The following is a 26,931-nucleotide window of genomic DNA, read 5'->3' on the forward strand; positions in this document are numbered from 1 at the left end:
TGACAAAGACGTTGCTATTTGATTGAAAGGCCGGGAGGCGCTCAGTGAAGAAAATCGAAGCCATCATCAAGCCGTTCAAGCTCGACGAGGTGAAGGAAGCGCTTCAGGAGGTCGGACTTCAGGGCATTACCGTCACCGAGGCCAAGGGTTTTGGACGTCAGAAGGGCCACGCCGAACTGTACCGCGGTGCCGAATACATCGTCGACTTCCTGCCCAAGGTGAAGATCGAGATCGTGATCGGGGACGACCTGGTCGAGCGCGCGATCGACGCCATCCGCCGCGCGGCACAAACCGGTCGCATTGGCGACGGCAAAATCTTCGTCTCCAACATCGAGGAAGCGATCCGCATCCGAACCGGCGAATCCGGGCTGGACGCTATCTGAGCCGGGTGCTATCCGGAATCTTGCGACACTCTACCTAAAGAAATAAGGCTGCTTCGGCGGCCTGATTTCGTTTGTGCACTCGCGCGCCTCACGAAGCGAGAACAACGTCGCTCGTAGTCTGGAAACCGACCCGCAGAGCCAAAAAGGGGTATGCATGAAGACCGCCAAAGACGTCCTGAAAGCGATCAAGGATAACGACGTCAAATACGTCGACCTCCGTTTCACCGATCCGCGCGGCAAGTGGCAGCACGTGACCTTCGACGTCAGCATGATCGAAGAGGACACCTTTGCCGAGGGCCAGATGTTCGACGGTTCCTCGATCGCCGGCTGGAAGGCCATCAATGAATCCGACATGTGCCTGATGCCGGATCCCGTCACCGCGACGATCGATCCGTTCTTCGCCGAAACCACCATGGTCATCATCTGCGACGTGCTCGAGCCGACCACCGGCGAGCCCTACAACCGCGACCCCCGCGGCATGGCGAAGAAAGCAGAAGCCATGGTGAAGTCGATGGGCGTCGGCGACACCGTCTTTGTCGGCCCCGAAGCCGAGTTCTTCGTGTTCGACGACGTGCGTTTCTCCTCAGACCCCTACAACACCGGTTTCCGGCTCGACTCCTCGGAACTGCCGACCAATTCCGCCACCGAATATGAGGGCGGCAATCTCGGCCACCGCGTCCGCACCAAGGGCGGCTACTTCCCGGTGCCGCCGCAGGACTCCGTGCAGGACATGCGCTCCGAAATGCTCGGCGCCATGGCCAAGATGGGCGTCAAGGTCGAGAAGCATCACCACGAGGTGGCGTCCGCCCAGCACGAGCTCGGCATGAAGTTCGACACGCTGACGCTGATGGCCGACCATCTGCAGATCTACAAATACTGCATCCATCAGGTCGCGCACATCTACGGCAAGACCGCCACCTTCATGCCGAAGCCGGTCTATGGCGATAACGGCTCGGGCATGCACGTCCATCAGTCGATCTGGAAGGAAGGCAAGCCGGTGTTCGCCGGCAACAAATATGCCGACCTGTCGGAGACCTGCCTCCACTATATCGGCGGCATCATCAAGCACGCCAAGGCGATCAACGCCTTCACCAACCCGACGACCAACTCCTACAAGCGTCTGGTCCCGGGCTATGAGGCGCCGGTGCTGCTCGCCTACTCCGCGCGCAACCGCTCGGCCTCCTGCCGCATCCCCTACACCGCTTCGCCGAAGGCCAAGCGTGTCGAGGTGCGCTTCCCTGATCCGCTCGCCAACCCCTATCTCGGTTTCGCCGCGATGCTGATGGCAGGCCTCGACGGCATCAAGAACAAGATCGATCCGGGTCCGGCGATGGACAAGGACCTCTACGACCTGCCGAAGGAAGAGCTGAAGCAGATCCCGACCGTGTGCGGCAGCTTGCGCGAGGCGCTGGAAAACCTCGACAAGGACCGCGCCTTCCTGAAAGCCGGCGGCGTGTTCGACGACGACTTCATCGACAGCTACATAGAGCTGAAGATGACCGAAGTCGCCCGCTTCGAGATGACCCCGCACCCGGTCGAGTTCGACATGTACTATTCGGGCTGATCGGGTCCCGAGAGACGACAAAGCAAAAGGCGCTCCGAAAGGGGCGCCTTTTCGTTTTGGGGCCGCCTGCAAGCGCGGCACGAGCGCCCGACCTGCCGCTCCTGCGAATGATGGGTTCCGTGCTCAAGATGCGATCCGGCCGTGTGAACCTCTTCACAACTTCAAATGGCAATCCCTCGTATGATCCGCGGTGATTGAGGACGCAGTTGCGTGCTCTGTTACACACCGGGAGAGAGTCATGCGTACAATCAAGATTCTCGGAATGCTCGTATCGATCCTGACGACGATCTACGCCGTCACTCCGGCATCCGCTTGTCCGGCGGGCTATTTCAGCTGCGGCGGCGCCTGCTGCCCCGGCCGATGAACGTCATAGCCAGACGCGTGGGCCCGACGAGAGGAGGCAGTCATGCGAAAGTTGACCATTTTTGCACTCGCCGCGATCGGTATGACGGTGGCCGCTCCGCTGGCGGCGTACTATGAAACGAGCCCCAGCGATGACCCCCTCGGCGACACGCTGCGCCAATACGGATTCCAACCGATCAATCCGCCGTCCAACCTGATGAGCGTCGGATCGCTCTATTACGTCGACGCCCAGGTGAAGGACTTCAAGGCGATCTGTCACGCCGACAAGGCCGATCTCGAGGATGCGGTGGTCTCCTCGCGGAGTTGGGAGATGCAGGAAAGTCTCGAACGCAAAGGGCGCTTCGCCACAGGCGTTGAAGTTGACCTCGGCTGGCTGTTTCACGACACGGCCGACAAGAGCTATGTGGCGAAGGTGCGCTCCTCCCTGACCGACGTTGTTCTGGAGGAAATTCCGCTCGGCCCCAATTGGGCTATCTTCGCCAAGCTGATGAAGAAGCCCGAATGCAATGAAGTCGCCATGCAATACATCCATGCCGGCGGTTACGTATGCCAGGGGCAGAAAATTCTGCAGGCCACAGCCGAGTACAAGCTGGATCGGGACGCCGAGAGCAAGCTGGCGGCGAAGACCACGAACGAAAACATCAAGGACATCGTCAAGCTTGCGGTCGAGGCACAGGCGGACCAGGCCGTCGTCGACAGGCAGGGCCGATTGTTCGCCGGGGCAGCGCTGAAATACGGCATCTCGATGACGCCGATCTGCCTCGCACCGCCGACCGGACGCTTTCAACGCGTTCTGCCGCGAACCGCACTCGGGCGCGTCGCCAATTTCGTACTGTTCAACATCGTCGAGCCGATACTGCCCGCTCAACCCGACCATGTGAAGGTCGCGCAAGGTCCGCAGGAGGCGGAGCAACCGAAGTAACGACCGGCGTGGTTCGTCAGGCGGCTCTCAATCGATACGGCCTGATCAAAAGCTCCGCCGGCACCTTCCAGGCTTCGCTGATCCTGAAGATCATTTCCACCGTCAGCGCTCGCCTCCGATTCAATATCTCGGAAAACGTTTGGCCGACCGACACCTCCAGGGTCGATCCTCGTTCTCGTATCTCTCGACGAGCGTGGCGAGAATGTCGAGCTTGTCGTACCCTACGCCGCCGCCCGCCGCCGCGCCAGCAGCGCGTCGCCAAACGCCTCGAACAGGGCGCGGTTGATCGGATTGCGCTGCGGGTCGTATTCGGCGTGCCATTGCACGCCGAGCGCAAAGGTCGGCGCGTCCGCGATGCGGATCGCCTCGATCGTCCCATCGTCGGCGACGCCCTCGACGACCACGCGCTGGCCCGGCTCCAAAATGCCCTGGCCGTGCAGCGAATTGACCTTGATCCTCTCGCAGCCCAAAATCGTTGCGAACGCGCCGCCGGGGATGAGGTCGACATCGTGACGGTCGGCGAACACGACCGTGGGATCGGGATGGATCTCGCCGTTCTCCAGGCGCGGCATGCGATGGTTCATGCGGCCGGGAATCTCGCGGATTTCCGGATGCAGCGAGCCGCCGAAGGCGACGTTCATCTCCTGCAGGCCGCGGCAGATGCCGAACAGCGGAATGCCGCGGGCGACGCAGGCGACCGACAGCGCCAGCGCCACCTCGTCGCGATGGATGTCGTAGGGCTCATGCTTCTCGCAGGGGTCGACGTTGAAGCGGGTCGGATGAACATTGGCACGGGCGCCGGTGAGCACGATGCCGTCGACGACATCGAGCAGCGCACTGATGTCTGTGATGTCGGGCGAGCCCGCAAACATCAGCGGCACGGCGCCGGAGACCTCGGCAACCGCGCGCAGATTGCGCTCGCCGACCATCTGGACCTGGAATCGATTTTCGACGCGATGGCTGTTCCCGATCACGCCGACGACCGGCTTTTTCATCTCCCTCGTCAGACCTCCCGCGGAAAAGATTCTGCAAGGATGCCCATGGAGGAGAAAATATCAACTGGCTGGCCTGCGGGACCGCCCTGCTATTTTCGCGTAAATGCCTCGCGGGGCTCGATCGGGGCGCTGGCGGTCAGGCCGGCGGCCTTGAGCGCGGCCGCAGCAGGCTCGCCGGTCCCGGCCAGCCAGGGCAATTTCGCGGTGATTCCGCGCGTGACCGGCTCGCCCAGCGCCCCGCCAAAGTCGATCGGCCAAAACCCGTTGGGCACGATCTCGGCGGAGAGGCCATGGAGCTTGTAGCCGGCACCGAGCACCGCCTCGAGCTGGTCCGGAGCCACGGTGCGAGCTGTTGCGGGATTGTTGGGGTCGCCAAACGTCACGAGCACGGGGATCAGCGGCCCCTGCACCGGCACGATGCCGGACAGGCGGCTCAGCTCGTTGAAGGAAACCCGGCTGCCGCGCGCGGCGCCATAGGCACGCAGCGCGACGTAGTTGACGTCGTCGAGATCGAGGGCCTTGCCGAGATGGGCGAGCAGCGCCACCAGGTTCTTGCGCTGGCCGTGGTCTTCGCCGAGGTCGACGAATACGGCCTCGCCATGGGTCACGGTCTTGCCGCCGCGGCTGTAGCCCCGGTCAGGCACCACGGCCAGGACACTGGAGGCGCTCTTGATCCCGGCCGGCGTCTCGACCTCGACGGTGAGCCGGTATTTGTGGCCGGGCCGGTGAATGCGGATCTGGTCGCCGGCGACCAGCACCGCGAGCAGGCCAAGCACGCCGATCCATTTGCCGATGAAACTCAAGCCGCGCCCACCCTGTATCTCCCGCTATCGCTTTGCACGACCGGCGTTGCACCGTCAAACCGGCGTGTGTGAGGCGGCTTGATCCCGGCCGCGTTTGACGAAAGAGTGATTCTTCCAGCTTGCAAAGGACATCACGTGACATCCTCCGCCGACGAACGATCCCGGACCCGCAGTGATCTGGCCTGGGCGATCTGCGTCGGCGGCATCGGCGTGGTGCTGTTTGCGACGCTCCTGCTCTTCACCTGGCATTTTGCCGCGACCCTGCTCCTGATCTTCACGGGCATGCTGCTCGGCGTGGCCTTGAATGCGCTGACCAACGCGCTCGGCCGTTTCGTCAACTTGGCCCATCCCGTCCGGCTCGCGATCGTCTGCGTGGTGCTCGCCCTGCTGCTTGCGGGCGTCGTCTATCTCGGCGGCGCCACCATTGCCGACCAGGCCTCCGCGCTCAGCAAGACCATCAAGTCGCAACTCGGAGGCGTCAAAGCCTTTCTCGACAGCCACGGCATCGACACCAGCTTCTTCGACATCGGCAACACGACGACACCGGCCGCCTCCGACGCATCAGCCACGACGCCGTCGCATCCGTCACTGCCGAGCGCCGGCGCGCTGGCGTCCAGCGGCGGGGCGATCGTCAGCCAGACCTTCAAGCTGCTGCTCGGCACGATCAGCGCCGTCGGCAACTTCTTCATCGTGCTGTTTCTCGGGCTCGCCTTCGCGGCGCAGCCCAGCCTCTATCACGACGGGCTGCTTTTCATCGCGCCGGCCAAAATGCGCGGGCGCACCGCCATCATCATCGACGGCATCAGCGAGACTTTGGAACGCTGGCTGATCGCGCAGATCATCGTCATGCTGGCGGTCGGCGCCGTGACCTGGATCGGGCTTGCCGTCATGGGCATCCCCGGCTCCTTCATCCTGGGCATTCAGGCCGGGCTGCTCGCCTTCATCCCAACCGTCGGCGCGATCATCGCCGGCGTCGTCGTCGTGCTGGCAAGCCTCGCCTCGGGCTGGGTCGCAGCGCTCAGCGCCCTCATCCTGTTTCTCGGCGTGCACGCGATGGAGAGTTACGTGCTGACGCCCATCCTGCAGCGGCAGGCGCTCGACATTCCGCCTGCCACGCTATTCGCATTCCAGATCCTGCTCGGCGTGGTCTTCGGCATCTGGGGCCTGGCACTGGCGCTGCCCCTGATCGCCATCGCCAAGGTCATGATCGACCATTTCAAGACCTATGAGGCGTCGCCCCGGGCCGCCTGAGCCCTCAGGTCGTCACCACCGTCTGGGTGTGCTCGACCTCGGGCGGCGAGGCAAAGTACTGCCCGACCAGGCCGCGCCATTCCGCAAAATTCTCCGAGCCGCGGAAATCGACGGTGTGATTTTCCAGCGTCTCCCACTTCACCATCAGCCGGTAGCGCTGCGGTTTCTCGATCGACTTGTGCAGCTCGAAACCGTGAAAGCCCTTGGAGCGGCCGAAGGCGGCCTTGGCCTTGGTCACGGCAGCTTCAAAATCCTTCTCGGAGCCCGGCTTGACGTCGATTTGCGCGATCTCGGTAATCATCGGCTTCCACCCTTTTTGTTTGATCGGGCGTGTCTAGCGCAGGTGCCAAAAAAGAAAAAGGCGCCGGAACGGCGCCCCGATGCGTTGAATCGACGTGGCTCGTCAGCCGAACAGCAGCACGGCGCCCACCACTCCCAGCGCACAAGCCACAAACAGCGCGAGCGGCCAGCGTTCCTGCCCCTTGGCGTAGTGCCCTTGGGCGCGGCGTTCGGTGATCAGCGCCGTCTCGTATTCGTCTGATGTCGAGAAGATGCAGGCAAAGCCGCCACGTGCCGAAGCTGCGGCTGCTTCCAGCGACATCAGGGCGGCTTGCGAGCTCTGTTGACGGACCTGCTCCATGACCGGAATGGTAGGGAGCGAATGGTAAACAGCAGGTTATCGCAAGCCGCCGTGACCTCATGCGATCGCAGGCTGTGGCCGCGGCGCGCCGATCTTGGCCGCACTCTGCCGCCGCCAGTTTTCCAGCGATAGCGGCAACTCCTCGGCCGCCTCGACGCGATTGCGACCGCCACGCTTGGCCTGGTAGAGCGCGGTGTCGGCCGACGCCAGCAGCACTTCGAGCTCGGTGCCGGCGGGACCGCCTGCAACGCCGATGCTGACTGTGGTGTCGACCGGCGCTTCGTCGACGACGACGCCGGACATCTCGAAGGCTTCGCGCACCCGCTCGGCGACCAGCACGCCCTCTTCCAGCGAGCACGGCAGGAGTGCTGCAAACTCCTCGCCGCCGATGCGGCCCGACAGGTCGGAGATGCGCAGGTTGGTCACCACGACGGTCGAGAACAGTTTCAGCATCTCGTCGCCGGCGGGATGGCCGAAGCGGTCGTTGATCGACTTGAAGTGATCGATGTCGAAGATCATCACGGTCACCGGACGCCCGCCCCGTGCTTCGCGATCGATGACGCGGGCGCACGCCTCGGAGAAGCCGCGGCGATTCAACATGCCGGTCAACGGGTCGGTCGAGGCTGCCGTCCGGTGCGCGGTCACCGTGCGCTCCGACACCAGCATGAAGATCACGAACACGGTGCCGACGGCATAGAGCACAAGCTCGACCGCGAACACCGTCACCCAGATGCTGGTGGAGAAGTGCGGATCGTTCGGCCGCAGGAAGCCGCCGATCAGGATCGGCAGCATCAGCACGCAGCCGTGCATGACAGGCACGACAAAGGCCGGCCAGCGCCGCTGCAGGCTCTTGCGCCGCTCGACCCAGAGTTCGCTCGCGGTCAGCGCCGCATAGACCGAGACGATGCCGGCGCCGACCATCATGCGCAGCGTGGACGCGGCCGGATCGAGCAGCGTCACGGCCGCGGCCCAGGCGAGCGCGCCGATCACGAGGCCCGGCCAGTTCGGCCTGCGACCGTGGAAGACGCGCGCGGCGTTCCACACCATGCCGCAGGCGACGAAGCCGACCGCGTTCATCGCAAGGTAAAGATGCGCACCGAGCTTGTCGCCGGCCGCGGTCCATATTGCGACGGAGGTCGCACCGAGCAGATAGGCAGCGCCCCACCATTTCAGTGCGGGACTCTTCTCCTGCTTGCCGAAGAACACCAGCATGGCGCCGAGAAGTGCGGCGATCATGGTGGCAACCAAATAGAGCGTGATGCTATCGAGCGACATCTGTCAGCCCCCTTTGAACACAGCCTTGACGCGCTCAGCCCATTGATGACGCGCCCTTCCGATTGCGACGCTATGTCTCGCGGGTTCCATTGAGGTTTTCATTGGCGCGCAAGTTTTCGCGAAAGACAGGATTAATTTGTTCACAAACGACCAACAAAAAGGGCGCCGAAATCGGCGCCCTTTTGCATCTCATTGAAGCCGCTTTCGCGACGAATTTTACCGAAGCGATTAGCGCTTGGAGAACTGGAAGGAGCGGCGGGCCTTGGCCTTGCCGTACTTCTTGCGCTCGACCACGCGGGAGTCGCGGGTCAGGAACCCGCCCTTCTTGAGCACGGTCCGCAGCTCCGGCTCGAAATAGGTCAGCGCCTTGGAGATGCCGTGACGCACGGCACCGGCCTGGCCGGAGAGGCCGCCGCCGGCGACGGTGCAAATCACGTCGTACTGGCCGGCGCGGGCCGCGGCGACCAGCGGCTGCTGGATCATCATGCGCAGCACCGGACGGGCGAAGTAAACTTCGACTTCGCGCGCGTTGACCGTGACCTTGCCGGCGCCCGGCTTGATCCAGACACGGGCGACCGCGTCCTTGCGCTTGCCGGTGGCGTAGGCGCGGTTGAACTTGTCGACCTTCTTCTCGTGCTTGGGCGCATCGGGCGCCGCCGCCGTCTTGAGCTGGGAGAGCTGGTCGAGCGACTGGATGGATTCGGCCATATTATGCGGCCCTCGTGTTCTTGCGGTTCAACTTGGCGATATCGATCTTCTCGGGCGACTGCGCCTCATGCGGATGATCGGCTCCGCCATAGACGCGGAGATTGCCCATCTGGACACGGCCGAGCGGACCGCGCGGGATCATGCGCTCGATGGCCTTCTCGACCACGCGCTCGGGATACTTGCCCTCGAGGATCTGCTTCGCGGTGCGCTCTTTCACATGACCGACGTAGCCGGTGTGCTTGTAGTAGGTCTTCTGCTCGCGCTTGCGACCGGTCAGAACCGCGTGCGCGGCGTTGACGATGATGACGTTGTCGCCGCAGTCGACGTGGGGCGTGTAGGTCGGGAGGTGCTTGCCGCGCAGCCGCATGGCGACGATGGTGGCGAGACGGCCGACGACCAGACCCTTGGCGTCGATCAGCACCCACTTCTTCGTCACCTCGGCAGGCTTTGCCGAAAAGGTTTTCATATCAGAATTTCCGTGAGGGAGATGGCGGCGCGGACGTCGCACCGAACTGCGCGGTTTCTAGTGAAGGGACGCGCGCGGGTCAATGCCCCGCAGCATAAATTACCGCAGTAAAATCAATTGCTTAAAAATATGGTGTTATAATACCGCAGAAAAGCTCAAACATTTGGAATGGAATAGGTGGATGTGACGTGGGCAATCGGGTCGGGAGACGTGCCGGACAGGAGGTTCACCTCGCCCACCGCCAGGCGCTTGCCAAGTTTTAACAGCCGCGCCTCCGCCAGCACGTCCTGGCCGGGCAGACCCTTGCGCAGGAAATTGATGTTGAGATTGGTGGTGACGGCGAGGCCGACCGGCCCGATCGCCGAAAGCAGCACCACGTACATCGCGAAATCGGCAAGCGCCATCAGGGTCGGGCCCGAGACGGTTCCGCCCGGCCGGAGCATCCTTTCGCTGAAGCGCTGGCGCAAAAGACAGGTCTGGCCGTCGGCGCTCTCGATGGTGATGTCGTCGCCGCTGAAGGCCTGGGGAAACTCGTCGCGCAAGAACTGCTCGACCTCCGCCACGCTCATTTTCGCTGCTGCCATGCCGTCCCCCGCCTCGCTTCACTTCGCCTGTTACATTAAGTTATGTGCGTCATCCAACTGGAATCTCCGCAACTGGAATCCGCCGATGTCCATCCAGGCCGCCCGTGCCCCCTCCCCGCAATCGCCGATCCTGCTGCGCGAAACGATCGGCAGCATCGCGATCATCACGCTCAACCGGCCGGCCGCGCGCAACAGCCTGACGGAGGCGATGATCGCAGGCCTGCACGCGGAGCTCAATGAGATCAGGGATGACAAGGACGTTCGCGGCGTGGTGATCGCGGCCAACGGCCCCGCATTCTCCGCCGGCCACGACATGAAGGAGCTCACCGCACACCGCACTGACCCCGATCGCGGCCGGGCCTATTTTGCGCAGCTCATGAATGCCTGTAGCGCGATGATGCAGGCCGTGGTGCTCCTGCCGAAGCCGGTGGTCGCCGCTGTCCAGGGCATCGCGACGGCGGCCGGCTGCCAGCTCGTCGCGAGCTGCGATCTCGCGGTCGCCTCGGAGGCCGCAAGCTTCGCCACGCCGGGCGTCGATATCGGCCTGTTCTGCTCGACGCCGATGGTGGCGCTGTCGCGCAACGTGCCGCGCAAGCAGGCAATGGAGATGCTGCTCACCGGCGAGCCGGTCCCGGCCGAGCGCGCCCGCGAGATCGGCCTCGTCAACCGCGTGGTGCCGGCCGGCACGGAACTCGCGGCGGCGCTGGAGCTCGCACAACAGGTTGCGTTGAAATCCGCCTACACCGTCAAGCTCGGCAAGGAGGCCTTCTACCGCCAGGTCGAGATGAACCTTGCCGATGCCTATCGCTATGCGGCAGAGGTGATGACCGAGAACATGATGGCGCGCGACGCCGAGGAAGGCATCGGCGCGTTCATCGAAAAGCGCGAGCCGAAATGGGAAGACAAGTGATCCCGTCATTGCGAGCCAACGGGTCCGCGCGAGCGCGGCCCGATGACAGGCTCCGCGAAGCAATCCAGAGCTCGCGCAACGCTGACAGACTGGATTGCTTCGCTTCGCTCGCAATGACAGCAAGAAAAGACCAGTGATGAACCACGACACCTACCCCGATAACTACATCCGCGGCATCCTCAACAGCGTGAAGTCGATCGCGATGGTCGGCGCCTCGCCGGTGAACGTGCGTCCGAGCTACTTTGCATTCAAATATCTGGCACAGCGCGGCTACGATATGATCCCCGTCAATCCCGGCCATGTCGGCAAGGAGCTGCTCGGAAAGCCCTTCATTGCCTCGCTGCGCGACCTCGGCCGCCCCGTCGACATGATCGACATCTTCCGCAACTCCAGCCACATCATGCCGGTGGTCGAGGAAGCCTTGACGCTCGATCCGCTGCCGAAGGTGATCTGGATGCAGTTAGGGGCGCGCGACGACGCCGCGGCCGAGAAGGCCGAGGCCGCCGGTATCAAGGTCGTGATGAACCGCTGCCCGAAAATCGAATATGGCCGGCTGTCGTCGGAAATATCCTGGATGGGTGTCAATTCGCGCACGCTTTCCTCCAAGCGTCCGCCGGCGCCGACGCAAGGCATGCGACTGTCTCTCAATCGCATGAGCGTGGGCGGCGGCGAGACCGCCGCGTCCGACCGCGCCGCCAAGATTACGGCTGACAAGAACAAGACCGAACAGAGCTGACACGATCGCGAAAGATTCGTTTCGCGAACGCGACATAGCGAAGCACGGCCGTTTCGAACAAGATCTTGGTGACTGCGATGCCTTGACGGCGGACCCCGCCGCGATCAGCATGCCGCGCGATTTTCAGAGAGCCACAAGAACAGGACGAAAGATTATGAGCGATCGCCTTCCGGGATTTTCAACCCTCGCCGTGCATGCCGGTGCACAGCCCGATCCGACCACCGGTGCGCGCGCGACCCCGATTTATCAAACGACCTCTTTCGTCTTCAACGACGCCGACCACGCGGCCTCGCTGTTCGGCTTGCAGTCCTTCGGCAACATCTACACCCGCATCGGCAACCCCACGAATGCCGTGCTGGAGGAGCGCGTCGCGGCGCTCGAGGGCGGCACCGCCGCGCTCGCGGTCGCCTCGGGCCATGCCGCGCAGGTCGTGGTGATGCAGCAGCTTCTGCAGCCCGGCGATGAATTCATCGCGGCGCGAAAGCTCTATGGCGGCTCGATCAACCAGTTCACCCATTCCTTCAAGAGTTTTGGCTGGAACGTGGTGTGGGCCGATTCCGATGACATCGCGAGCTTCGAGCGCGCAGTGACGCCGCGCACCAAAGCGATCTTCATCGAGTCCATCGCCAATCCCGGCGGCAGCATCACCGACATCGAGGCGATCTCCACCGTCGCCCGCAAGGCCGGCGTGCCGCTGATCGTCGACAACACGCTCGCCTCGCCCTATCTGATCCGCCCGATCGATCACGGCGCCGACATCGTCGTGCACTCGCTGACGAAATTTTTGGGCGGCCACGGCAATTCGATCGGCGGCGTCATCGTCGATGCCGGCACCTTCGACTGGTCGAAGGCCGGCAAATATCCGATGCTGTCCGAGCCGCGCCCGGAATATCACGGCATCAAGCTGCACGAGACCTTTGGCAATTTCGCCTTCGCGATCGCCTGCCGCGTGCTCGGCTTGCGCGACCTCGGGCCGGCGCTGTCGCCCTTCAACGCCTTCCTCATCCTCACCGGCATCGAGACGCTGCCGCTGCGCATGCAGAAGCACTGCGACAACGCAAAAGCCATCGCGGAATTCCTCTCGGGACATCCGGCGGTCTCCTCCGTGAGCTATGCGGGCCTTTCGAGCGACAAGTACAATCAGCTCGCCCGCAAATATTCGCCGAAGGGCGCGGGCGCCGTCTTCACCTTCAGCCTGAAGGGCGGCTATGACGCCGGCGTCAGCCTGGTGTCGAACCTGAAACTGTTCTCGCACCTCGCCAATGTCGGCGACACCCGCTCGCTGGTGATCCATCCGGCCTCGACCACGCACAGCCAGCTCGACGACGCCGCCAAGGTCAAGTCGGGCGCCGGCCCCGACGTGGTGCGGCTCTCGATCGGCATCGAGGACAAGGAAGATCTGATCGCCGATCTCGAGCAGGCGCTGAGCGCGTAAGCGCCCACTGTCATTCCGGGGCGCGCGCAAGCGCGAACCCGGAATCTCGAGATTCCGGGTTCGGTGCTTCGCACCGCCCCGGAATGACGACTCCAGTTAACAGTCATTAACCACCCTAGGCATAGATTGGCTCCGGATCACGATCCTTGATTCGGAGCCGACAATGCTGCGCTGGATGACGCCTGCCCTTGCGGCGATGTTGACTGTCTCGGGCGCGCTTGCGGCCGACATGCCGACCGTGCCGAAGAAGCGCTATGCCGCGCCACCTCCGCCGCCGCGCGAAATCGTCACCGAGGTCGAGGCGGACTCCCTGATCTCGCCGGCCTATGGCGTCGGCAGCTACATCCGCAATCTGCCCGGCACGCCGCTGCTGCCGGGCTCCGCGGCCCTGCCGGGTTATTATGGCCGCGCCTGGAGCTACGACTATCAGGGCGCCTATTATGGCGGCCCGCAGGTCGACTACTTCTGGCGGCTACCTTACGCCTGCGGCGTCTACGGCTATTGCTGAAATCAACTGGGCTGGCCGACTGGCACGACGCGCGGATGCACTTCCGCGGGCTTGCGCGATGCCATCCGCTCGACCTGAATGACCGCCAGCGTCAACACGACGATCGCGACCGCCTGATGGGCGAGCGCAAGCCCGATCGGGACTTCGTTGAGCAGCGTGAGAATGCCGAGCACCGCCTGCACGCTCACCGCTGCCAACAGCAACGCGGCCCCGCTGGCGACCCGGCCGGCGCGCGCGCCGATGGCGTCGATCGTGTGGAATACGGCGAGCGTGAACAGCAGATAGGCCGTCATGCGGTGCTCGAACTGCACGGTCAGCACATTGTCGAACAGATTGCGCCACCACGGCGTCTCGAACCACAGCCGCTCGGCGGAGGGGATGAAGGCGCCGTCGATGTCGGGCCAGGTGTTGTAGACGCGCCCTGCCCTCAGGCCCGCGACCAGCGCGCCGAAATAGAGCTGCACGAACGTGACGACCAGAATGACCGCGCTCGTCGCCTTCAGCCGCGCTGGCGCAACGATCTGCGGCTGCGCGCCAAGGCGCCGCACTGTCCAGACGATGCCCGCGAAGATCAGGAGCGCGAGCGACAGATGCGTCGCCAGCCGATATTGCGAGACTTCGACGCGCTCGGTGAGGCCCGAGGCCACCATCCACCAGCCGACCGTGCCCTGGAGCGCGCCGAGGCCGAACAGCAGCCACAGCCGGCGCTTCAAGTCGACCGACAGGCCGCCGCGCCACAGGAAGAACAGGAACGGCAACAGATAGGCGGCGCCGATGAAGCGCCCGAGCAGGCGGTGGCTCCACTCCCACCAGAAGATCGTCTTGAACTCGTGCAGGTTCATCCCGGCATTGAGCTCGCGATATTGCGGGATCTTCTTGTAGGCCTCGAACGCCTCGGTCCACTGCGCTTCGCTCAGTGGCGGCACGCTGCCGGTGACCGGCTTCCATTCCACGATCGACAATCCGGACTCGGTGAGCCGCGTCGCGCCGCCGACTAGCACCATCAGCGCGATCAGCGCGGCCACCGACACGAGCCACCAGCGCACCGCACGGTGCGGGTCCTTTTGGAGCGGAATCGTCGTCATTTCGGGTCGAAAACCAGAGTGTGAGCCAACAAGGCTTGAACCAAACTGCGCGCCCCTTATAGTCCCCCGCTCCCGCAGCGCAAGCTTGCGCCAGACACAGCAAACTTCGGCATGACAATTCGCACCCGCAAGTTCCTCGGTGCTATCGCACTCCTGGTGTTGGCCACCGTATGGGCACTGGTCGGCATGGTCCTGGCCCAGAATGCCTGGATCGCAAGTTCCGGCTGGCGGCAGGCGATCTATTACGTCGTCGTCGGCATGGGCTGGGTGCTGCCGGCGATGCCGATCGTGAGCTGGATGCAGCGGCCCAATCGCGCCTGATCAGTTGTGGCCGCCGGGCGTCGGCTTCACCGGCGCGAAGGCCGCGCCTGACAACAGCACCCGCATCATCCGCAGCGAGCGCCGCCTTCCGTCCCAGGAGATCCGCGGCAGCGCGCGCAGGTTGGTGCGCCCCTCGACATCGACGATCCCCGGGATCGTCGACACCGCGCTGGCAAAGCCCGCCTCCTCGGCCATCACGACATGCGTCCTGCGAAAGGAATCGCGGTCGCCGAACGGAAATGCCAGATGCCTGATCTCGCGGTGGAACGCGGATTCCGCCACCGCCTTGCCCATCGCCATCTCGCGCGCGGCAACAGTGTCCTTCATGTTGGCGAGCGCGGCGTAGTTTACGGTCGCGCTTCCGATCGTGACCAGCGGATCGGCGGCGAGCCTCGCAAGATCGCTCCAGTTCATCGACGCTTCGCGCGACAGGCTGGCGAGATCGACGCGGTAACGCTTGCAGAGATCGTTGATCGCCGCCGACAGCGCCTGCGGCGGCAGCTTCCTGAGCCAGGCCTCGATGAAATCAAAAAGCTGCTGCTTCTCGGCGTGGCCAGTCACCACAAAACGCTGCTCCTTGTCGTCCATCATCAGGCTGATGCGGCTTTCGCTGGCGATCACCTTCTCGAGCCCGAGCCACCAGGCCTCGCCGACGCCGTCCGGAAACGCGGTCGGAACGTAGATCGTGAACGGCACGCCGTGCCGCGACAGCACTGGATAGGCAAAATCGATCAGATCCCTGGTGGCGCCATCGAAGGTCAGCGCCACGAACCGCCGCCGCTCGGGCAGCGTCACCGCGCGCCGGCAGACCTCGTCCATGCCGACGATGTCGAACTTCCAGCGCTTCAGCGCCCGCAGCACACGATCGAGGAATTTTGGCGTGATCTCGCCGGCGATGAGCGGCTGGAACCGCCCGCTCTGCCGCGGCCGCACGCGCTGGAAGCGCAGAATCGCGCCTGCTCCGCCGGCCTTGCGCCCGTGCAGCCAGGCCTGGCCGGTGAACCAGGCGGCCTCGAGGCGCAGCCGTTCCAGCCATCTGTTGTCGGATTCCAAGATCCACCCTCAAGCGAGCGCCAGCGGCCCGTGTCCCCTCCCGATTGTCCTTACTCTTTGTTGACACTTCTTTGCAAAGGTCGCCCGAGGCCGAAAACCGTAAATTTTCCTTGTCCGACAGGTTTTGCGAATGACCATGGCTGCGGCGATGCAAAGCCGGACGGCAGACGCGCCAGCGCGGTCGAAAGCGAGCCGTATCGCTGAGGTCGATATCGTCGCCGATCTTTCCGCAGCCGAGCCGATCTGGCGCTCGCTCGAAGATGCCGGCCATCTCTCAACACCCTATCAGCGCTTTGATCTGCTCGCTCCCTGGCAGCGGCTGGTCGGCGAGCATGAGGGCGCGCAGCCCTTCATCGTGATCGCGCGCGATGCCGAACGCCGGCCGCTTTTCCTCCTGCCGCTGTCCCTGCATCAGAACCATGGCGTGCGCGCTGCCTGCTTCATGGGTGGCAAGCACACAACCTTCAACATGGGGCTGTGGGATGGCGATTTCGCCGCACAGGCTAGCCCCGCCGATATCGACGTTCTGCTCGCGGCCTTACGCGCGCGCGGAGACGTCGACGTGCTCGCGCTGACGCAGCAGCCGCTCGCCTGGCACGACCGGCCGAACCCGCTTGTCGCTCTGCCGCGCCAGAATTCGATCAACGGCTGCCCGCTGCTGACGATGCCCCCCGGCGGCGCGCCGGCGACGCGGATCAGCAACTCGTTCCGCAGGCGGCTGAAGAGCAAGGAGAAGAAGCTCCAGACGCTCGCCGGCTACCGCTATCATGTCGCCGCAACGGACGACGACATCACCCGCCTGCTCGACTGGTTCTTCTGCGTCAAGCCTGTCAGGATGGCCGAGCAGAAGCTGCCGAACGTGTTTGCCGAAGCTGGCGTCGAGGCGTTCATCCGCAGCGCCTGCCTCGAGCCACGCGGCGACGGCCGCGTCATCGACCTCCATGCACTCGAATGCGACGACGAGGTGATCGCGATCTTCGCCGGCGTCGCCGACGGCCACCGCTTTTCGATGATGTTCAACACCTACACGATGTCGGAACATTCGCGCTACAGCCCCGGCCTGATCCTGATGCGCAACATCATCGACCGCTACGCCGAGCGCGGCTACCGCACGCTCGATCTCGGCATCGGAACGGACGATTACAAGCGGATGTTCTGCAAGGGCGACGAAGCAACCTTTGACAGCTTTGTGCCGCTCACTTCGCGCGGCAGGCTCGCGGCAATGGCGATGTCCTCGCTCAATCACGGCAAGCGCCTGGTCAAGCAGAACCAGATGCTGTTCGAGCTCGCGCAAAGATTGCGTCGCGCGTTCGGGTAGGAACGGCTCCTTTCAAGAACGATGCCCTCTTCCCTTCTCCCGTTGTGGGAAGATGTCACTCTACCTACCGCGTTGAAAGAAATGGGAATCGGCGTCCATCCTGCGTCCCTTGCAAGCGGTTTCCCGGCAGCTTAGCTCACGGTCACGGCCTAGCCGGGCCGCGCGTTTTCCTTTTTCCAACCACCGTTCAAGCATTGGCCTATCGTGGCGACTGGACCCGGTCCAGACAAGCCCGCACGCCGCCTCGTGCAATCGGCGCTACAGCTCTTGGCACGATTGAACAAGAAAATGGCGAACAATCGCAAGAACGGTCCGCCGGTCCATCCTACATCGTAGATCGCTGGAACTATGCAATGCGTTGTCGCGCGCGCCCATTGCGATGCGATTCGCTCGGCAGAGTTTTCCTCGAGGGCAAATGCTCTCTCGATGGTCGGGGCTACGGGCAACCCAGCAAGCACGCTCTTCTGAAACTGCGGCGTTCGCGAAAGCGCTGAAGCTCTCGTTCGCCGTGGTGCGGATCGGCGAGCGCCGCGCCAATGTCAGCCGAGATTGGCGCTTCATGTCCATCGCCGGAGGCCGCAACGCCTACCGGCAGATGATCGACGTGGTCGTCGAGGAAGCCAAAGTGCGGAAGGCCGCGTGAGAATGATGTCGCTACAGAACCCAAAGCCTTCCGATGGCGAGCCAATACACTGTGTGTACTGGCTCCACATGCCAGACCACACCGATCCTATGTCCCAAGGCTACGTGGGCATCGTGTCCAACAAGCGACGGAAGACGAGAGAGCGGGAGCATCGTCAAAATAGACGAATACCCGCAGGCTTCGTCGTTACATGGTTGGCAGAGAACCTCACTCGCTTCGAAGCCGCGAAGATCGAATGGGAGCATCGTAAGCAAAGGCATATCGGCTGGAACACCAAGCAAGGCGGCGGGAAATTTATTCGCAACCTGATGGAGCAAATGGAGGCAAGCCCGGTCTCCACCACGTAGTGCCGTGAGCAAGCTTCCGGACCTTGTCCCCGGCGGCGCAAGCCTACCGGGGTCGGGGCGTCGGGAGAGCTGCATGGACGCAGCTCGCAATTCGAGAGAAGCAAAAAGAGGACTCGGCCTCACTTTGCTGACGACGTTCACCGCAAACGTCTTGAGCAATTATGTCGGATTCGACAAGCTCGTGCCGACGATGTCCTACCTGCTGCTGTTCCTGCCGGTGGCGTTCTGGATGCAGTCCAACCTGATGACGGCAAGGCTGCACGACAGCGACCGCAGCGCGTGGTTTCAACTGGTGTATTGGGTGCCCGTTCTGACGCTGCTCGTTGTACAATTCTGGATGGGTTATAGCGGCTCCAGCGATGCCGACTTGGCCGCAATGAAGAGGGGCACCAGAGCGTTGGCGCAGTTCATCAACCTCTTTATCTGTCTGCCGAAAGGCAGCAAGGGACCGAACCAGTGGGGTGACGACCCGCTCGCGCCGCACGCCGGTCGCGTGCAATTCGAGCCGCGTGTCGAACCGCGTTTCGAAAGAGACTAAACCCGCTAAACGGCGAAGGTAGGCAAATGATTGAACATTTCGCGGAAAAAATTGATCCAGCCCTCAACCGCCAGTCTGGAAAAGTCTTTTATTCGGGGCGCACCGCCTTCAGTCGTCCCGCTGACCTGTACCTCATCGGATTGAACCCCGGGGGCGACCCGGTCAGGCAGGCGACCGAAACAATCGGCGCCGAAACTGCGCGAGTCCTGTTGCAGCTCCCAGATCGCTGGTCCGCCTATAGCGACGAAAGCTGGCGAAACAAGCGACCGGGCACGCACCAGATGCAGCCGCGTGTCCTTCACATGCTGCGCCAGCTCGGACGCGATCCTCGCGAAACGCCCGCGAGCAATCTGATCTTCATGCGCAGTCGCCGCGAAGCGAATTTGGGCGCTGACGTCAACGTGCTCGTCGATCAGTGCTGGCCTTTCCACGAAGCAGTGATCGCCTCCCTCAATCCGAAGGTGATCGTCTGTTTCGGGCAGACCGTTGGCAGCCTGCTCAACCGCAAGCTCAAAGCGAATGAGCGACCGATTGCGCGGTTTGTCGAGACGAACAGTCGCGGCTGGGCGACCAAGGCTTACCGTGCGGGAAGCCAGATCGTCATCGTCGCCACCCACCCAAGCATCGCCGATTGGACCAATCCAGCGGCCGATCCGACGCCTTTGATTCAGGAGATGCTTGATCGCTCGAAGGGCGAGAAGCCGTGATGGAGATCGAGCGTTAAAAAACTACGCCGCCACGCGCGGGCCGGGCGTCGGCGCATCCGACGGCTGCACAGGCCTCGTCAGCATCACGACCTCGCTGAAACCGACCGCCCCGAGCTGCGTGCTCATCAGCGCGCGGGCGTCCGCGGCCATCGAAGCGTCCGGCACCACGACGGCGCGGGCATGCGCCGTCAGCAGTTCGGCCGGGAGGTCCGATGCCGTGCCGGCATCGAGCAGGACGTGGTCGTAGACCCGCAGCAGCGCGTCGACCGCGAGCGTGACGCGTGGCGACTGCAAGAGGTTGCGATCGAAGCCGGGCCGGCCCGCGTTGACGATCTGCACGCGCGACAGCCGGTCCTTGGTGATGATCTCCGTGAACGAGGCCTGGCCCTGCATCAATTCGGCAAGGCCCGGGGCATACGGATCGGCCGACACCGCCGACATCGTCGGTGTCGAAGCCGCCAGATCGACGACAACGACGCGCGCGTCACGGGCAAGGAAGCGCGCCAGCGTCAGCGCGGTCAGCGTGATGCTCTCACTGGGCGCCGTGCCGAGCACGGTAACCTTGCGCCCCGCAGGGCCTGCGGCACGCAAGCGCGTGGCGAGACGTTCGACCTCGGCGAGCTCGCGCGAGACCGGATCCGGCGCGATCGCCTGCTGAGGGCGTAGCGGCGCTGGCGCTGGCGCCTGCACCGGTGCGATCGGCGGCGCGGCGACGACCGGCTCGATGACGGGTTCGATGCGCGCAGGCGAAGCCGGCATCGGCGCTGCCATGGGCGGCGACTCCACCGCGGGAACGGCGACGACGGCAGCCGGGGCTTGCGCGACCGTCACCGGGGCGACGGGTGCCGCGGGACGCGGCGCGGTCATGCGCAGCAATTCGCCGGTGACCACGATGCCCGAGCTCAGCAGCAACGTCGCCAGCGTGGCGATCAGCACGATCGGCAGCTTCTTCGGATAGGCCGGCGTATTTGATACGGTGGCGCGCGAGATGATGCGGCCTTCCGGCGTCACGTCGATCGTCTCGCGCGTGTTGGCCTCGCGAAACTTGGCCAGATACGATTCCAGGAGGTCACGCTGCGCCTTGGCCTCGCGCTCCAGTGCGCGGAGCTGGACGTCCTGACCGTTGGTAGAAGAGGCCTGCTTCTTGAGCTGCTCGAGGCTCGCGGTCAGGCTCTGGACCCGGCCGTCGGCGATGCGGGCATCGCTTTCGAGCGCACGTGAGATCTTGCCGGCCTCGTCGCGGATCTGATTGTCGAGGTCGGCGAGCTGCGCCTTCAGTTCCTTGATGCGGGGATGGTTGCCGAGCAGCGTCGACGATTGCTCGGCAAGTTGCGCCCGCAGCGTCACACGCTGCTCCGAAAGCCGGCGCATCAGCTCCGAATTGAGGACTTCGGACGCTTCGATCGGCTTGCCGCTCTGAAGCATCTCGCGGATCAGCCGCGACTTGGATTCGGTGTCGGCCTTCATCGCGCGCGCATTGTTGAGCTGGGTGTTCACCTCGCCCATCTGCTGGTTGGACAGCGTGGTGTTGTTGGTGCCGACGAACAGGCTCGACTTGGAGCGGAAATCCTCCACCCGCGACTCGGCGTCGGAGACCTTCTTGCGCAGGGTCTCGATCTCGCCCGAGAGCCACTGGCTTGCCGATTTCGCCTGATCCTGCCGCGCGCTCTGCTGCAGCACGAGATAGCCGTCGGCGATCGAATTGGCGACGCGCGCGGCCAGGTCCGGGTCCCAGGACTGGAATTCCACGACGATCACGCGCGACTTGTCGACGGCGTAGGCCGTCAGGCGATCGTAATACGCTTCCATGACGCGCTCGTCGGGCGTCATGGAGAACGGGTCGCGGCCGATGCCGACCAGCGCCAGCAGGGATTTGAGCGGGGTCACGCCCTGGAGCACCGGATCGAATTCGGGACGTTCGGCAAGCCTGTTCTTCTTGATGATCTCGCGCGCAAGATCGCGCGACAGCACGAGCTGGACCTGGCTGGTGACGGCCTCGGGGTCGAGCGCCTGCCGTTCTTCCGTCCGCTCGCCGTTCGGTCGAATGAAAACGTTCTCGCGCCCGTCAACCAGGATGCGCGCTTCCGACTTGAAGCGCGGCGTAACGAGGTTGACACCGACCGCAGAGAGCGCCAGCGCCAGCACCGTCGGCACGATGATCCAGCCGCGCCGGCGCGCCAGCGCGCGACCAAGCAGACGCAGGTCGAGATCGCCCGTCTCCGCCAAGGGTGCGTCGGCTGCGGGCTTCTCGACCGGGGCCTTCTGCTTTGTCACTTTGGGCGGCTTGGGAACGGCCCGTTTGATCGCCGCTCTCTCTTTCCAGCCACGCCAGAACGCCAGACGCATCGTACACTCCCGCGGGGACGCCACTCATCCACCTCAACCGGCGCGATTACACTCCATTAAGGTTGCTGCTGGGTTAATTGCGCGCCGCAGGACACGTGCGTCGCCAACGACGACATCAAGAACACCGTTTCTTAACCATGAAGGCCCTTAATCCAGATTGATATTTGGTTCGTTGTGAATTCGCCTCCCGAGCGCTGGTTTGATCATGCCTCCGTCTCTCGACCAGCCGCTGCGCATCCTGCACGCCGTGCGCGCGCCCGTCGGCGGTATCTTTCGGCACATCCTTGATCTCGCCAACGGCCAGATCGATCGCGGACATCATGTCGGTATCCTCGCTGACAGCCTGACCGGCGGCGAGCGCGCGGAGAAGGCGCTTGCCGATCTCGCGCCGCGCCTGAAGCTCGGCGTGCATCGCATGGCGATCCGCCGCGAGCCCTCGCCCGACGACGTGCTGGTCTGGATGCGCATGATGTCGCTGATCCGCAAACTCAGGCCGGACGTCCTGCACGGCCACGGCGCGAAAGCCGGTGCGTTCGTCCGCCTGCGCCGGCGCAGGGACAAGACCATCCGAATTTACACGCCGCATGGCGGCTCGCTGCACTACCCGCTCAATACCTTCAAGGGCGAGTTCTACGCCCGGCTCGAACGCACGCTGATGAACAGCACTGACTTGTTCCTGTTCGAGAGCGCGTTTGCCCGCGACACCTATCAGCGCATCGTCGGCACGCCCAAGGGGGTGGTGCACTGCGTGTTCAACGGTGTGACGCCGGAAGAATTCGAGCCGATGGCTTTGGCCGATGATGCGACCGACCTCGCCTATGTCGGCGAGTTCCGGCACATCAAAGGCGCCGATCTCCTGGTCGACGCGGTCGCGCGCCTGCATGCCGGCGGCAAGATGGTCACGCTGACGCTCGGCGGTGACGGCGAGGAAACCGCAGCGCTGAAGGCGCAGGTCGAAAGACTCGGCCTTGGCGGTTCGATCCGCTTCATCGGCCACGTCAAGGCACGCTACGGCTTCTCCAAGGGTCGGTTGCTGGTCGTCCCCTCCCGCGGCGATTCCATGCCCTATGTCGTGATCGAGGCCGGTGCCGCCGGCATTCCGATGATCGCCGCACGCGTCGGCGGCATCCCGGAGATCTTCGGCGCCGACAGCGCCGCGCTGTTTGCGCCGAGCACTCCCGACGCCATGGCTGACGCAATCGGCGCTGCGCTGGACAATCCGCAAGTCACCGCGCAACGTGCCACGGCGCTGCGCGAGCGCATATCAGCGCATTTCTCCCAGCAGGCCATGGTCGAAGGCGTGCTGGCCGGTTACCGCGACGCGTTTGCCAATCATTAACCGTCATTTACTACGCTAAGAGTTTCTTCCGATTTGTCCGATAAGCGAAGAGCCAGGGGAGTTCCGCCCTGGCGCCTGCGTGCCCATCTGCATGGGCAAGCCAAAACAATGGCCAGGGGGATCGCTGGAATGGACTGGGAAGGCCGTGGAACCGATCAACGCGCGTTCGATGCTCGAGGACGCAGCTAACGCTGCGACAGACACGCCGACAGAAAAACCCTTCGTCGAACGGCGGCGCCGGCTGTCGCCGGCCGCGCTCGACGTGGTCAATCAGAAAGTCCTCAGGGCCTATTCGCCGATCGTAATCGCCGGCTTCGTGCGGCTCGCCGATTTCGTGCTGCTCAGCGTCGTCGGCATCGCGCTGCACCTGCTTTATGTGCTGCCGCTGTCGGGCTTCTATTGGGAGTATCTCGTCGCGATCTTCGGCATCACCGCGGCCGCGATCGCCTGCTTCCAGGCCGCCGACATCTATCAGGTCGAACTCTTCCGCGGCCACCTGCGCCAGATGACGCGGATGGTCTCGTCCTGGTCCTTCGTCTTCCTGCTGTTCATCGGCGTTTCCTTCTTCGCCAAGGTCGGCGGCGAGGTCTCGCGCGTCTGGCTCGCCGCCTATTTCGTCGTCGGTCTCGTCGCGCTGGTCGGCGAACGGATGATCCTGCGCAACCTGGTCCGCAACTGGGCGCGCGACGGCCGGCTCGACCGCCGCACCATCATCGTCGGCTCCGATCGCAACGGCGAGGAGCTGATCGAAGCATTGAAGGCGCAGGACGACACCGACATCCACGTGCTCGGCGTGTTCGACGACCGCAACGACAGCCGCGCGCTCGACACCTGCGCCGGCGCGCCAAAGCTCGGCAAGGTCGACGACATCGTCGAATTCGCCCGCCGCACCCGCGTCGACCTCGTGCTGTTCGCGCTGCCGATCTCGGCCGAGACGCGCATCCTGGAGATGCTGAAGAAGCTCTGGGTGCTGCCGGTCGACATCCGCCTCTCCGCGCACACCAACAAGCTGCGCTTCCGTCCCCGCTCCTATTCTTATCTCGGCGAAGTGCCGACGCTCGACGTGTTCGAGGCGCCGATCACCGACTGGGACCTGGTGATGAAATGGCTGTTCGACCGCATCGTCGGCGGCATTGCGCTGCTCGCCGCATTGCCTGTCATGGCGCTGGTCGCGCTTGCGGTCAGGCTCGACAGCCCGGGACCGGTCCTGTTCCGCCAGAAGCGTTTTGGCTTCAACAACGAGCGCATCGACGTCTACAAGTTCCGCTCGATGTATCACCACCAGGCCGATCCGACCGCTTCCAAGGTCGTGACCAAGAACGATCCGCGTGTCACCCGCGTCGGCCGCTTCATCCGCAAAACCAGCCTCGACGAGCTGCCGCAGCTCTTCAACGTCGTAGTCAAGGGCAATCTGTCGCTGGTCGGGCCGCGTCCGCACGCCGTGCAGGGCAAATTCCAGCACCGGCTGTTCGACGAGGCCGTCGACGGCTATTTCGCGCGCCACCGCGTAAAGCCGGGCATCACCGGCTGGGCGCAGATCAACGGCTGGCGCGGCGAGATCGACAAGGAAGAGAAGATCCAGAAGCGCGTCGAGTTCGACCTCTATTACATCGAGAACTGGTCCGTGCTGTTCGACCTCTACATCTTCCTCAAGACACCGTTGTCGCTGCTGACCAAGAACGAGAATGCGTATTGAGGTCTTTCGTCATGCCCCGCGAAGGCGGGGCATCCAGTACGCCGCGGCGTCGAGATTGAACTCACCGTCTCGGAGTACTGGATCGCCCGGTCGAGCCGGGCGATGACAGCAGTGTGTTGTGTACGAGTTGCGTAAGCGTATGAGCGTGTGATGACCTATGCGGCGACAGCCGGGGGAATGAATGCAGCGGCTTCCGCTGCGCCCGGCGTATTGGCGCTCCAGCGCGCGCTGGTCTGGCTGGTCGGCGCATGCGGCGCCGTCGTCTTCATCGAGCCGAGCCCCTACGAAATCGCCACACTGCTTGCCACGGTCACCTTCTTCGCGACCGGCCTGCGGCTGCAACTTGTGTTCATGCCGCTGGTGCTGGCGCTGTTCCTGCTCAACATCGGCTACACCATCTGTGCCATTCCGCTGCTCGGCCAGAGCGAGGTGGCGAGCTGGATCGCGACCTCCTGGTACATGGCTTTCACCGTGGTGTTCTTCGCCATGGTCGTCTCCGAGGACACGGCGGCGCGGCTCGATATGCTCAGGCGCGGGCTCGTGGTCGGCGCCATGGTCGCCGCGATCTCCGCGGTTGCGGGCTACTTCCATCTCGTCCCCGGTGGAAACGACCTGCTGACGCTTTATGGACGCGCGCGCGGCACCTTCAAGGACCCGAACGTGCTCGGCGCCTTCCTGATCCTGCCGTCGCTATTCGTGTTGCAGAGCGTGGTTTTGGAGCGGCCCGGCAAGGCGATCCGCAACGCGATAGCCTTTGCCATCATGGCGCTCGCCATCCTTCTCGCCTTCTCGCGCGCGGCCTGGGGCGGCCTGGTCCTGACCGCAGCGTTCATGCTAGCGCTGATGGTGCTGACCAGCCGGAGCAACACCCAGCGCTCGCGCATCATCATCATGACCATCGTCGCCGCGGTCCTGGGGCTGGCGCTGATCGCGGTGCTGCTGTCGTTCGACGCCACCGCAGAAATGTTCAAGCAGCGCGCGAGCTTCGATCAGAGCTACGACGAAGGCCGCTTTGGCCGCTTCGGCCGCCACATCCTCGGCGCCGACATGGCGCTCGACCTTCCCTTCGGCATCGGGCCGCTGCAATTCCACCGCTACTTTCCCGAGGACACCCACAACTCCTACCTCAACGCCTTCATGTCCGGCGGCTGGTTGTCGGGCGTGCTCTATCCGGCGCTGGTGTTCACGACCGTCGTCATCGGCTTCCGGCACGTCTTCGTCCGCGTGCCCTGGCAGCGCACATACCTCGCGGTGTTCTCGGCCTTCGTCGGCACCGTCGGCGAGAGCTTCGTGATCGACACCGATCACTGGCGGCACTTCTGGATGATGCTGGGCGCGATGTGGGGCATGATCGCCGCGGCGCAGGCCTACAAGGTGCCCGCAGACATGTCTGTCAACGCCGAGACTTCGGCGTCTTGAGACTGGCGCGCTTCTCCGGCGGCGTGTCGATGACGGTCTTCAGCGCCTCGGTCGCTTCCAGCACGCCCTTGTAACCGTCAGTAGCGAACCGCAGCAACAGGCGCAGCTCCTCGTCGGTATAGCGGCTCCAGAGCTTCTGCATCGCCTGCTGCATCGGCACGTAGAGCTGTCCGATCTGCGCCGTCGCCTCCGGCACGATGACGATGAAGACCTTGCGGCGATCGGCGTCATCGCGCTCGCGACGCACATAGCCAGCTTTCTCCAGCCGATCCACGACGCCGGTGATGGCGCCGGTCGTCAGGCCCGTGACCTCGGCGAGCCGGCCTGCGGTCGCCCGTCCTTCCAGGTTCAGAAAGTCCATGCATTCGAGATCGGAATTGGAGATCCCGGCAACGTTGGCAACCGCCTGGCCGTAGAGCACGCCCTGCGCCGACGATCGACGCATCGCCTCTTCGAGTTCCCCAAGCAGCACGGTGCGCGCTTTTCCCCTTGACAAGGACCGGCCTCATATCTTAGCAACTATATCTCTTAGTCGCTAAGATAATTAGCGACCATAATTTTCCTAGCACCCAGCCA

General features: G+C 63.8%; 30 protein-coding genes. 18 read left to right on the forward strand and 12 right to left on the reverse strand.

The genetic code is table 11. From position 1 onward, the window contains the following. Positions 1-44 precede the first annotated feature (44 nt). From KUF59_RS25280 to KUF59_RS25295, 4 genes are all read left to right on the forward strand, one after another. On the forward strand, positions 45-383 hold the full coding sequence (locus KUF59_RS25280; protein ID WP_007603495.1) for a P-II family nitrogen regulator: 339 nt from the start codon (positions 45-47) through the stop codon (positions 381-383). A 154-nt stretch (positions 384-537) separates the two neighbouring features. Next, positions 538-1,947 (forward strand): type I glutamate--ammonia ligase, encoded by a 1,410-nt coding sequence (glnA, locus tag KUF59_RS25285; protein ID WP_212460886.1) that lies wholly within the window; start codon positions 538-540, stop codon positions 1,945-1,947. Positions 1,948-2,185: 238 nt separating this feature from the next. Beyond that, a complete protein-coding gene (locus KUF59_RS25290; RefSeq protein WP_258767217.1) occupies positions 2,186-2,311 on the forward strand; it encodes a hypothetical protein in 126 nt (41 codons plus the stop codon). Between the two features lie 42 nt (positions 2,312-2,353). After that, a complete protein-coding gene (locus tag KUF59_RS25295) occupies positions 2,354-3,232 on the forward strand; it encodes a hypothetical protein (RefSeq protein WP_212460887.1) in 879 nt (292 codons plus the stop codon). Between the two features lie 221 nt (positions 3,233-3,453). Here the strand turns inward: KUF59_RS25295 and KUF59_RS25300 are convergent, their stop codons facing one another. Together KUF59_RS25300 and KUF59_RS25305 are read right to left on the reverse strand one after the other, a co-directional pair. Next, on the reverse strand, positions 3,454-4,227 hold the full coding sequence (locus tag KUF59_RS25300) for a gamma-glutamyl-gamma-aminobutyrate hydrolase family protein (RefSeq protein ID WP_212460888.1): 774 nt from the start codon (positions 4,225-4,227) through the stop codon (positions 3,454-3,456). An 89-nt stretch (positions 4,228-4,316) separates the two neighbouring features. After that, positions 4,317-5,030, reverse strand: a complete 714-nt coding sequence (locus tag KUF59_RS25305) for a hypothetical protein (protein ID WP_212460889.1) — start codon at positions 5,028-5,030, stop codon at positions 4,317-4,319. 135 nt (positions 5,031-5,165) lie between these two features. Here KUF59_RS25305 and KUF59_RS25310 point away from each other — a divergent pair, with 135 nt between their 5' ends. Then, complete coding sequence (locus tag KUF59_RS25310) at positions 5,166-6,281, forward strand: AI-2E family transporter (RefSeq protein WP_258767218.1); 1,116 nt, start codon at positions 5,166-5,168, stop codon at positions 6,279-6,281. A gap of 4 nt (positions 6,282-6,285) precedes the next feature. Here the strand turns inward: KUF59_RS25310 and KUF59_RS25315 are convergent, their stop codons facing one another. From KUF59_RS25315 to KUF59_RS25340, 6 genes are all read right to left on the reverse strand, one after another. After that, on the reverse strand, positions 6,286-6,582 hold the full coding sequence (locus KUF59_RS25315; RefSeq protein ID WP_212460891.1) for an antibiotic biosynthesis monooxygenase family protein: 297 nt from the start codon (positions 6,580-6,582) through the stop codon (positions 6,286-6,288). Positions 6,583-6,684: 102 nt separating this feature from the next. Further along, positions 6,685-6,921 carry a hypothetical protein gene (locus KUF59_RS25320; protein WP_212460892.1) on the reverse strand — a complete coding sequence of 79 codons (237 nt, stop codon included), beginning with the start codon at positions 6,919-6,921 and terminating at the stop codon, positions 6,685-6,687. Between the two features lie 57 nt (positions 6,922-6,978). Next, positions 6,979-8,196, reverse strand: a complete 1,218-nt coding sequence (locus tag KUF59_RS25325; RefSeq protein WP_212460893.1) for a GGDEF domain-containing protein — start codon at positions 8,194-8,196, stop codon at positions 6,979-6,981. A 228-nt stretch (positions 8,197-8,424) separates the two neighbouring features. After that, the gene (rpsI, locus tag KUF59_RS25330) at positions 8,425-8,904 is read right to left on the reverse strand and encodes a 30S ribosomal protein S9 (RefSeq protein ID WP_212460894.1); all 480 of its coding nucleotides are present in this window, start codon (positions 8,902-8,904) and stop codon (positions 8,425-8,427) included. Between the two features lies 1 nt (position 8,905). Then, positions 8,906-9,370, reverse strand: coding sequence for a 50S ribosomal protein L13 (rplM, locus tag KUF59_RS25335; protein ID WP_140977640.1), 465 nt, complete (start codon positions 9,368-9,370; stop codon positions 8,906-8,908). Positions 9,371-9,525: 155 nt separating this feature from the next. Further along, entirely contained in the window at positions 9,526-9,954 is a 429-nt protein-coding gene (locus KUF59_RS25340; protein WP_212403764.1) for a PaaI family thioesterase, read from the reverse strand. Between the two features lie 85 nt (positions 9,955-10,039). Here KUF59_RS25340 and KUF59_RS25345 point away from each other — a divergent pair, with 85 nt between their 5' ends. From KUF59_RS25345 to KUF59_RS25360, 4 genes are all read left to right on the forward strand, one after another. Continuing rightward, positions 10,040-10,864: an enoyl-CoA hydratase gene (locus KUF59_RS25345; protein ID WP_212460895.1), complete on the forward strand. Its 825-nt coding sequence runs from the start codon at positions 10,040-10,042 to the stop codon at positions 10,862-10,864. A gap of 136 nt (positions 10,865-11,000) precedes the next feature. Continuing rightward, positions 11,001-11,600, forward strand: a complete 600-nt coding sequence (locus tag KUF59_RS25350) for a CoA-binding protein (protein ID WP_212460896.1) — start codon at positions 11,001-11,003, stop codon at positions 11,598-11,600. Positions 11,601-11,754: 154 nt separating this feature from the next. Beyond that, a complete protein-coding gene (locus KUF59_RS25355; protein ID WP_212460897.1) occupies positions 11,755-13,035 on the forward strand; it encodes an O-acetylhomoserine aminocarboxypropyltransferase in 1,281 nt (426 codons plus the stop codon). Between the two features lie 163 nt (positions 13,036-13,198). Next, complete coding sequence (locus KUF59_RS25360) at positions 13,199-13,543, forward strand: hypothetical protein (RefSeq protein WP_212460898.1); 345 nt, start codon at positions 13,199-13,201, stop codon at positions 13,541-13,543. Between the two features lie 2 nt (positions 13,544-13,545). On the opposite strand, the gene KUF59_RS25365 is transcribed toward KUF59_RS25360, so the two are convergent. Beyond that, positions 13,546-14,628, reverse strand: a complete 1,083-nt coding sequence (locus tag KUF59_RS25365; protein ID WP_212460899.1) for a COX15/CtaA family protein — start codon at positions 14,626-14,628, stop codon at positions 13,546-13,548. 111 nt (positions 14,629-14,739) lie between these two features. On the opposite strand from KUF59_RS25365, the gene KUF59_RS25370 reads away from it, so the two are divergent. After that, positions 14,740-14,949: a DUF2842 domain-containing protein gene (locus KUF59_RS25370; protein ID WP_212403758.1), complete on the forward strand. Its 210-nt coding sequence runs from the start codon at positions 14,740-14,742 to the stop codon at positions 14,947-14,949. Here KUF59_RS25370 and KUF59_RS25375 read toward each other — a convergent pair whose 3' ends face one another. After that, positions 14,950-16,002 (reverse strand): polysaccharide deacetylase family protein, encoded by a 1,053-nt coding sequence (locus tag KUF59_RS25375; protein WP_212460900.1) that lies wholly within the window; start codon positions 16,000-16,002, stop codon positions 14,950-14,952. Between the two features lie 130 nt (positions 16,003-16,132). Here KUF59_RS25375 and KUF59_RS25380 point away from each other — a divergent pair, with 130 nt between their 5' ends. The 5 genes from KUF59_RS25380 (at position 16,133) to KUF59_RS25400 (ending at position 19,555) form a co-directional block, all read left to right on the forward strand. Beyond that, positions 16,133-17,320, forward strand: a complete 1,188-nt coding sequence (locus tag KUF59_RS25380; RefSeq protein ID WP_212460901.1) for a GNAT family N-acetyltransferase — start codon at positions 16,133-16,135, stop codon at positions 17,318-17,320. Between the two features lie 415 nt (positions 17,321-17,735). Beyond that, a complete protein-coding gene (locus KUF59_RS25385; RefSeq protein ID WP_212460902.1) occupies positions 17,736-17,963 on the forward strand; it encodes a hypothetical protein in 228 nt (75 codons plus the stop codon). A 194-nt stretch (positions 17,964-18,157) separates the two neighbouring features. Further along, positions 18,158-18,310: a hypothetical protein gene (locus tag KUF59_RS25390; protein WP_258767219.1), complete on the forward strand. Its 153-nt coding sequence runs from the start codon at positions 18,158-18,160 to the stop codon at positions 18,308-18,310. 73 nt (positions 18,311-18,383) lie between these two features. Then, complete coding sequence (locus tag KUF59_RS25395) at positions 18,384-18,848, forward strand: DUF805 domain-containing protein (protein WP_212460904.1); 465 nt, start codon at positions 18,384-18,386, stop codon at positions 18,846-18,848. Between the two features lie 26 nt (positions 18,849-18,874). Further along, positions 18,875-19,555 (forward strand): uracil-DNA glycosylase family protein, encoded by a 681-nt coding sequence (locus tag KUF59_RS25400; protein WP_212460905.1) that lies wholly within the window; start codon positions 18,875-18,877, stop codon positions 19,553-19,555. Between the two features lie 21 nt (positions 19,556-19,576). On the opposite strand, the gene KUF59_RS25405 is transcribed toward KUF59_RS25400, so the two are convergent. After that, positions 19,577-21,901, reverse strand: coding sequence for a GumC family protein (locus tag KUF59_RS25405; RefSeq protein ID WP_212460906.1), 2,325 nt, complete (start codon positions 21,899-21,901; stop codon positions 19,577-19,579). 205 nt (positions 21,902-22,106) lie between these two features. On the opposite strand from KUF59_RS25405, the gene KUF59_RS25410 reads away from it, so the two are divergent. From KUF59_RS25410 to KUF59_RS25420, 3 genes are all read left to right on the forward strand, one after another. Beyond that, positions 22,107-23,240, forward strand: coding sequence for a glycosyltransferase family 4 protein (locus KUF59_RS25410; protein WP_212460907.1), 1,134 nt, complete (start codon positions 22,107-22,109; stop codon positions 23,238-23,240). A 169-nt stretch (positions 23,241-23,409) separates the two neighbouring features. Then, entirely contained in the window at positions 23,410-24,936 is a 1,527-nt protein-coding gene (locus tag KUF59_RS25415) for an undecaprenyl-phosphate glucose phosphotransferase (protein ID WP_212461022.1), read from the forward strand. 150 nt (positions 24,937-25,086) lie between these two features. Further along, positions 25,087-26,355 carry an O-antigen ligase family protein gene (locus KUF59_RS25420; RefSeq protein ID WP_212460908.1) on the forward strand — a complete coding sequence of 423 codons (1,269 nt, stop codon included), beginning with the start codon at positions 25,087-25,089 and terminating at the stop codon, positions 26,353-26,355. On the opposite strand, the gene KUF59_RS25425 is transcribed toward KUF59_RS25420, so the two are convergent. Beyond that, entirely contained in the window at positions 26,330-26,800 is a 471-nt protein-coding gene (locus KUF59_RS25425) for a MarR family transcriptional regulator (protein ID WP_212461023.1), read from the reverse strand. The two genes, KUF59_RS25420 and KUF59_RS25425, sit on opposite strands and share 26 nt — an antisense overlap. Positions 26,801-26,931: the final 131 nt, after the last annotated feature.

The sequence above is a fragment of the Bradyrhizobium arachidis genome (assembly GCF_024758505.1).
Classification (GTDB): Bacteria; Pseudomonadota; Alphaproteobacteria; order Rhizobiales; family Xanthobacteraceae; genus Bradyrhizobium; species Bradyrhizobium manausense_C.

Coding starts and splice junctions, on each gene's coding strand:
- glnA (WP_212460886.1), top strand. CDS start 538: ATGAAGACCGCCAAAGACGTCCTGAAAGCGATCAAGGATAACGACGTC.
- KUF59_RS25290 (WP_258767217.1), top strand. CDS start 2,186: ATGCGTACAATCAAGATTCTCGGAATGCTCGTATCGATCCTGACGACG.
- KUF59_RS25295 (WP_212460887.1), top strand. CDS start 2,354: ATGCGAAAGTTGACCATTTTTGCACTCGCCGCGATCGGTATGACGGTG.
- KUF59_RS25300 (WP_212460888.1), bottom strand. CDS start 4,227: ATGAAAAAGCCGGTCGTCGGCGTGATCGGGAACAGCCATCGCGTCGAA.
- KUF59_RS25315 (WP_212460891.1), bottom strand. CDS start 6,582: ATGATTACCGAGATCGCGCAAATCGACGTCAAGCCGGGCTCCGAGAAG.
- KUF59_RS25320 (WP_212460892.1), bottom strand. CDS start 6,921: ATGGAGCAGGTCCGTCAACAGAGCTCGCAAGCCGCCCTGATGTCGCTG.
- KUF59_RS25325 (WP_212460893.1), bottom strand. CDS start 8,196: ATGTCGCTCGATAGCATCACGCTCTATTTGGTTGCCACCATGATCGCC.
- rpsI (WP_212460894.1), bottom strand. CDS start 8,904: ATGGCCGAATCCATCCAGTCGCTCGACCAGCTCTCCCAGCTCAAGACG.
- rplM (WP_140977640.1), bottom strand. CDS start 9,370: ATGAAAACCTTTTCGGCAAAGCCTGCCGAGGTGACGAAGAAGTGGGTG.
- KUF59_RS25340 (WP_212403764.1), bottom strand. CDS start 9,954: ATGGCAGCAGCGAAAATGAGCGTGGCGGAGGTCGAGCAGTTCTTGCGC.
- KUF59_RS25345 (WP_212460895.1), top strand. CDS start 10,040: ATGTCCATCCAGGCCGCCCGTGCCCCCTCCCCGCAATCGCCGATCCTG.
- KUF59_RS25350 (WP_212460896.1), top strand. CDS start 11,001: ATGAACCACGACACCTACCCCGATAACTACATCCGCGGCATCCTCAAC.
- KUF59_RS25355 (WP_212460897.1), top strand. CDS start 11,755: ATGAGCGATCGCCTTCCGGGATTTTCAACCCTCGCCGTGCATGCCGGT.
- KUF59_RS25360 (WP_212460898.1), top strand. CDS start 13,199: ATGCTGCGCTGGATGACGCCTGCCCTTGCGGCGATGTTGACTGTCTCG.
- KUF59_RS25365 (WP_212460899.1), bottom strand. CDS start 14,628: ATGACGACGATTCCGCTCCAAAAGGACCCGCACCGTGCGGTGCGCTGG.
- KUF59_RS25370 (WP_212403758.1), top strand. CDS start 14,740: ATGACAATTCGCACCCGCAAGTTCCTCGGTGCTATCGCACTCCTGGTG.
- KUF59_RS25380 (WP_212460901.1), top strand. CDS start 16,133: ATGACCATGGCTGCGGCGATGCAAAGCCGGACGGCAGACGCGCCAGCG.
- KUF59_RS25385 (WP_212460902.1), top strand. CDS start 17,736: ATGCTCTCTCGATGGTCGGGGCTACGGGCAACCCAGCAAGCACGCTCT.
- KUF59_RS25395 (WP_212460904.1), top strand. CDS start 18,384: ATGGACGCAGCTCGCAATTCGAGAGAAGCAAAAAGAGGACTCGGCCTC.
- KUF59_RS25400 (WP_212460905.1), top strand. CDS start 18,875: ATGATTGAACATTTCGCGGAAAAAATTGATCCAGCCCTCAACCGCCAG.
- KUF59_RS25405 (WP_212460906.1), bottom strand. CDS start 21,901: ATGCGTCTGGCGTTCTGGCGTGGCTGGAAAGAGAGAGCGGCGATCAAA.
- KUF59_RS25410 (WP_212460907.1), top strand. CDS start 22,107: ATGCCTCCGTCTCTCGACCAGCCGCTGCGCATCCTGCACGCCGTGCGC.
- KUF59_RS25415 (WP_212461022.1), top strand. CDS start 23,410: ATGCTCGAGGACGCAGCTAACGCTGCGACAGACACGCCGACAGAAAAA.
- KUF59_RS25420 (WP_212460908.1), top strand. CDS start 25,087: ATGACCTATGCGGCGACAGCCGGGGGAATGAATGCAGCGGCTTCCGCT.
- KUF59_RS25425 (WP_212461023.1), bottom strand. CDS start 26,800: ATGCGTCGATCGTCGGCGCAGGGCGTGCTCTACGGCCAGGCGGTTGCC.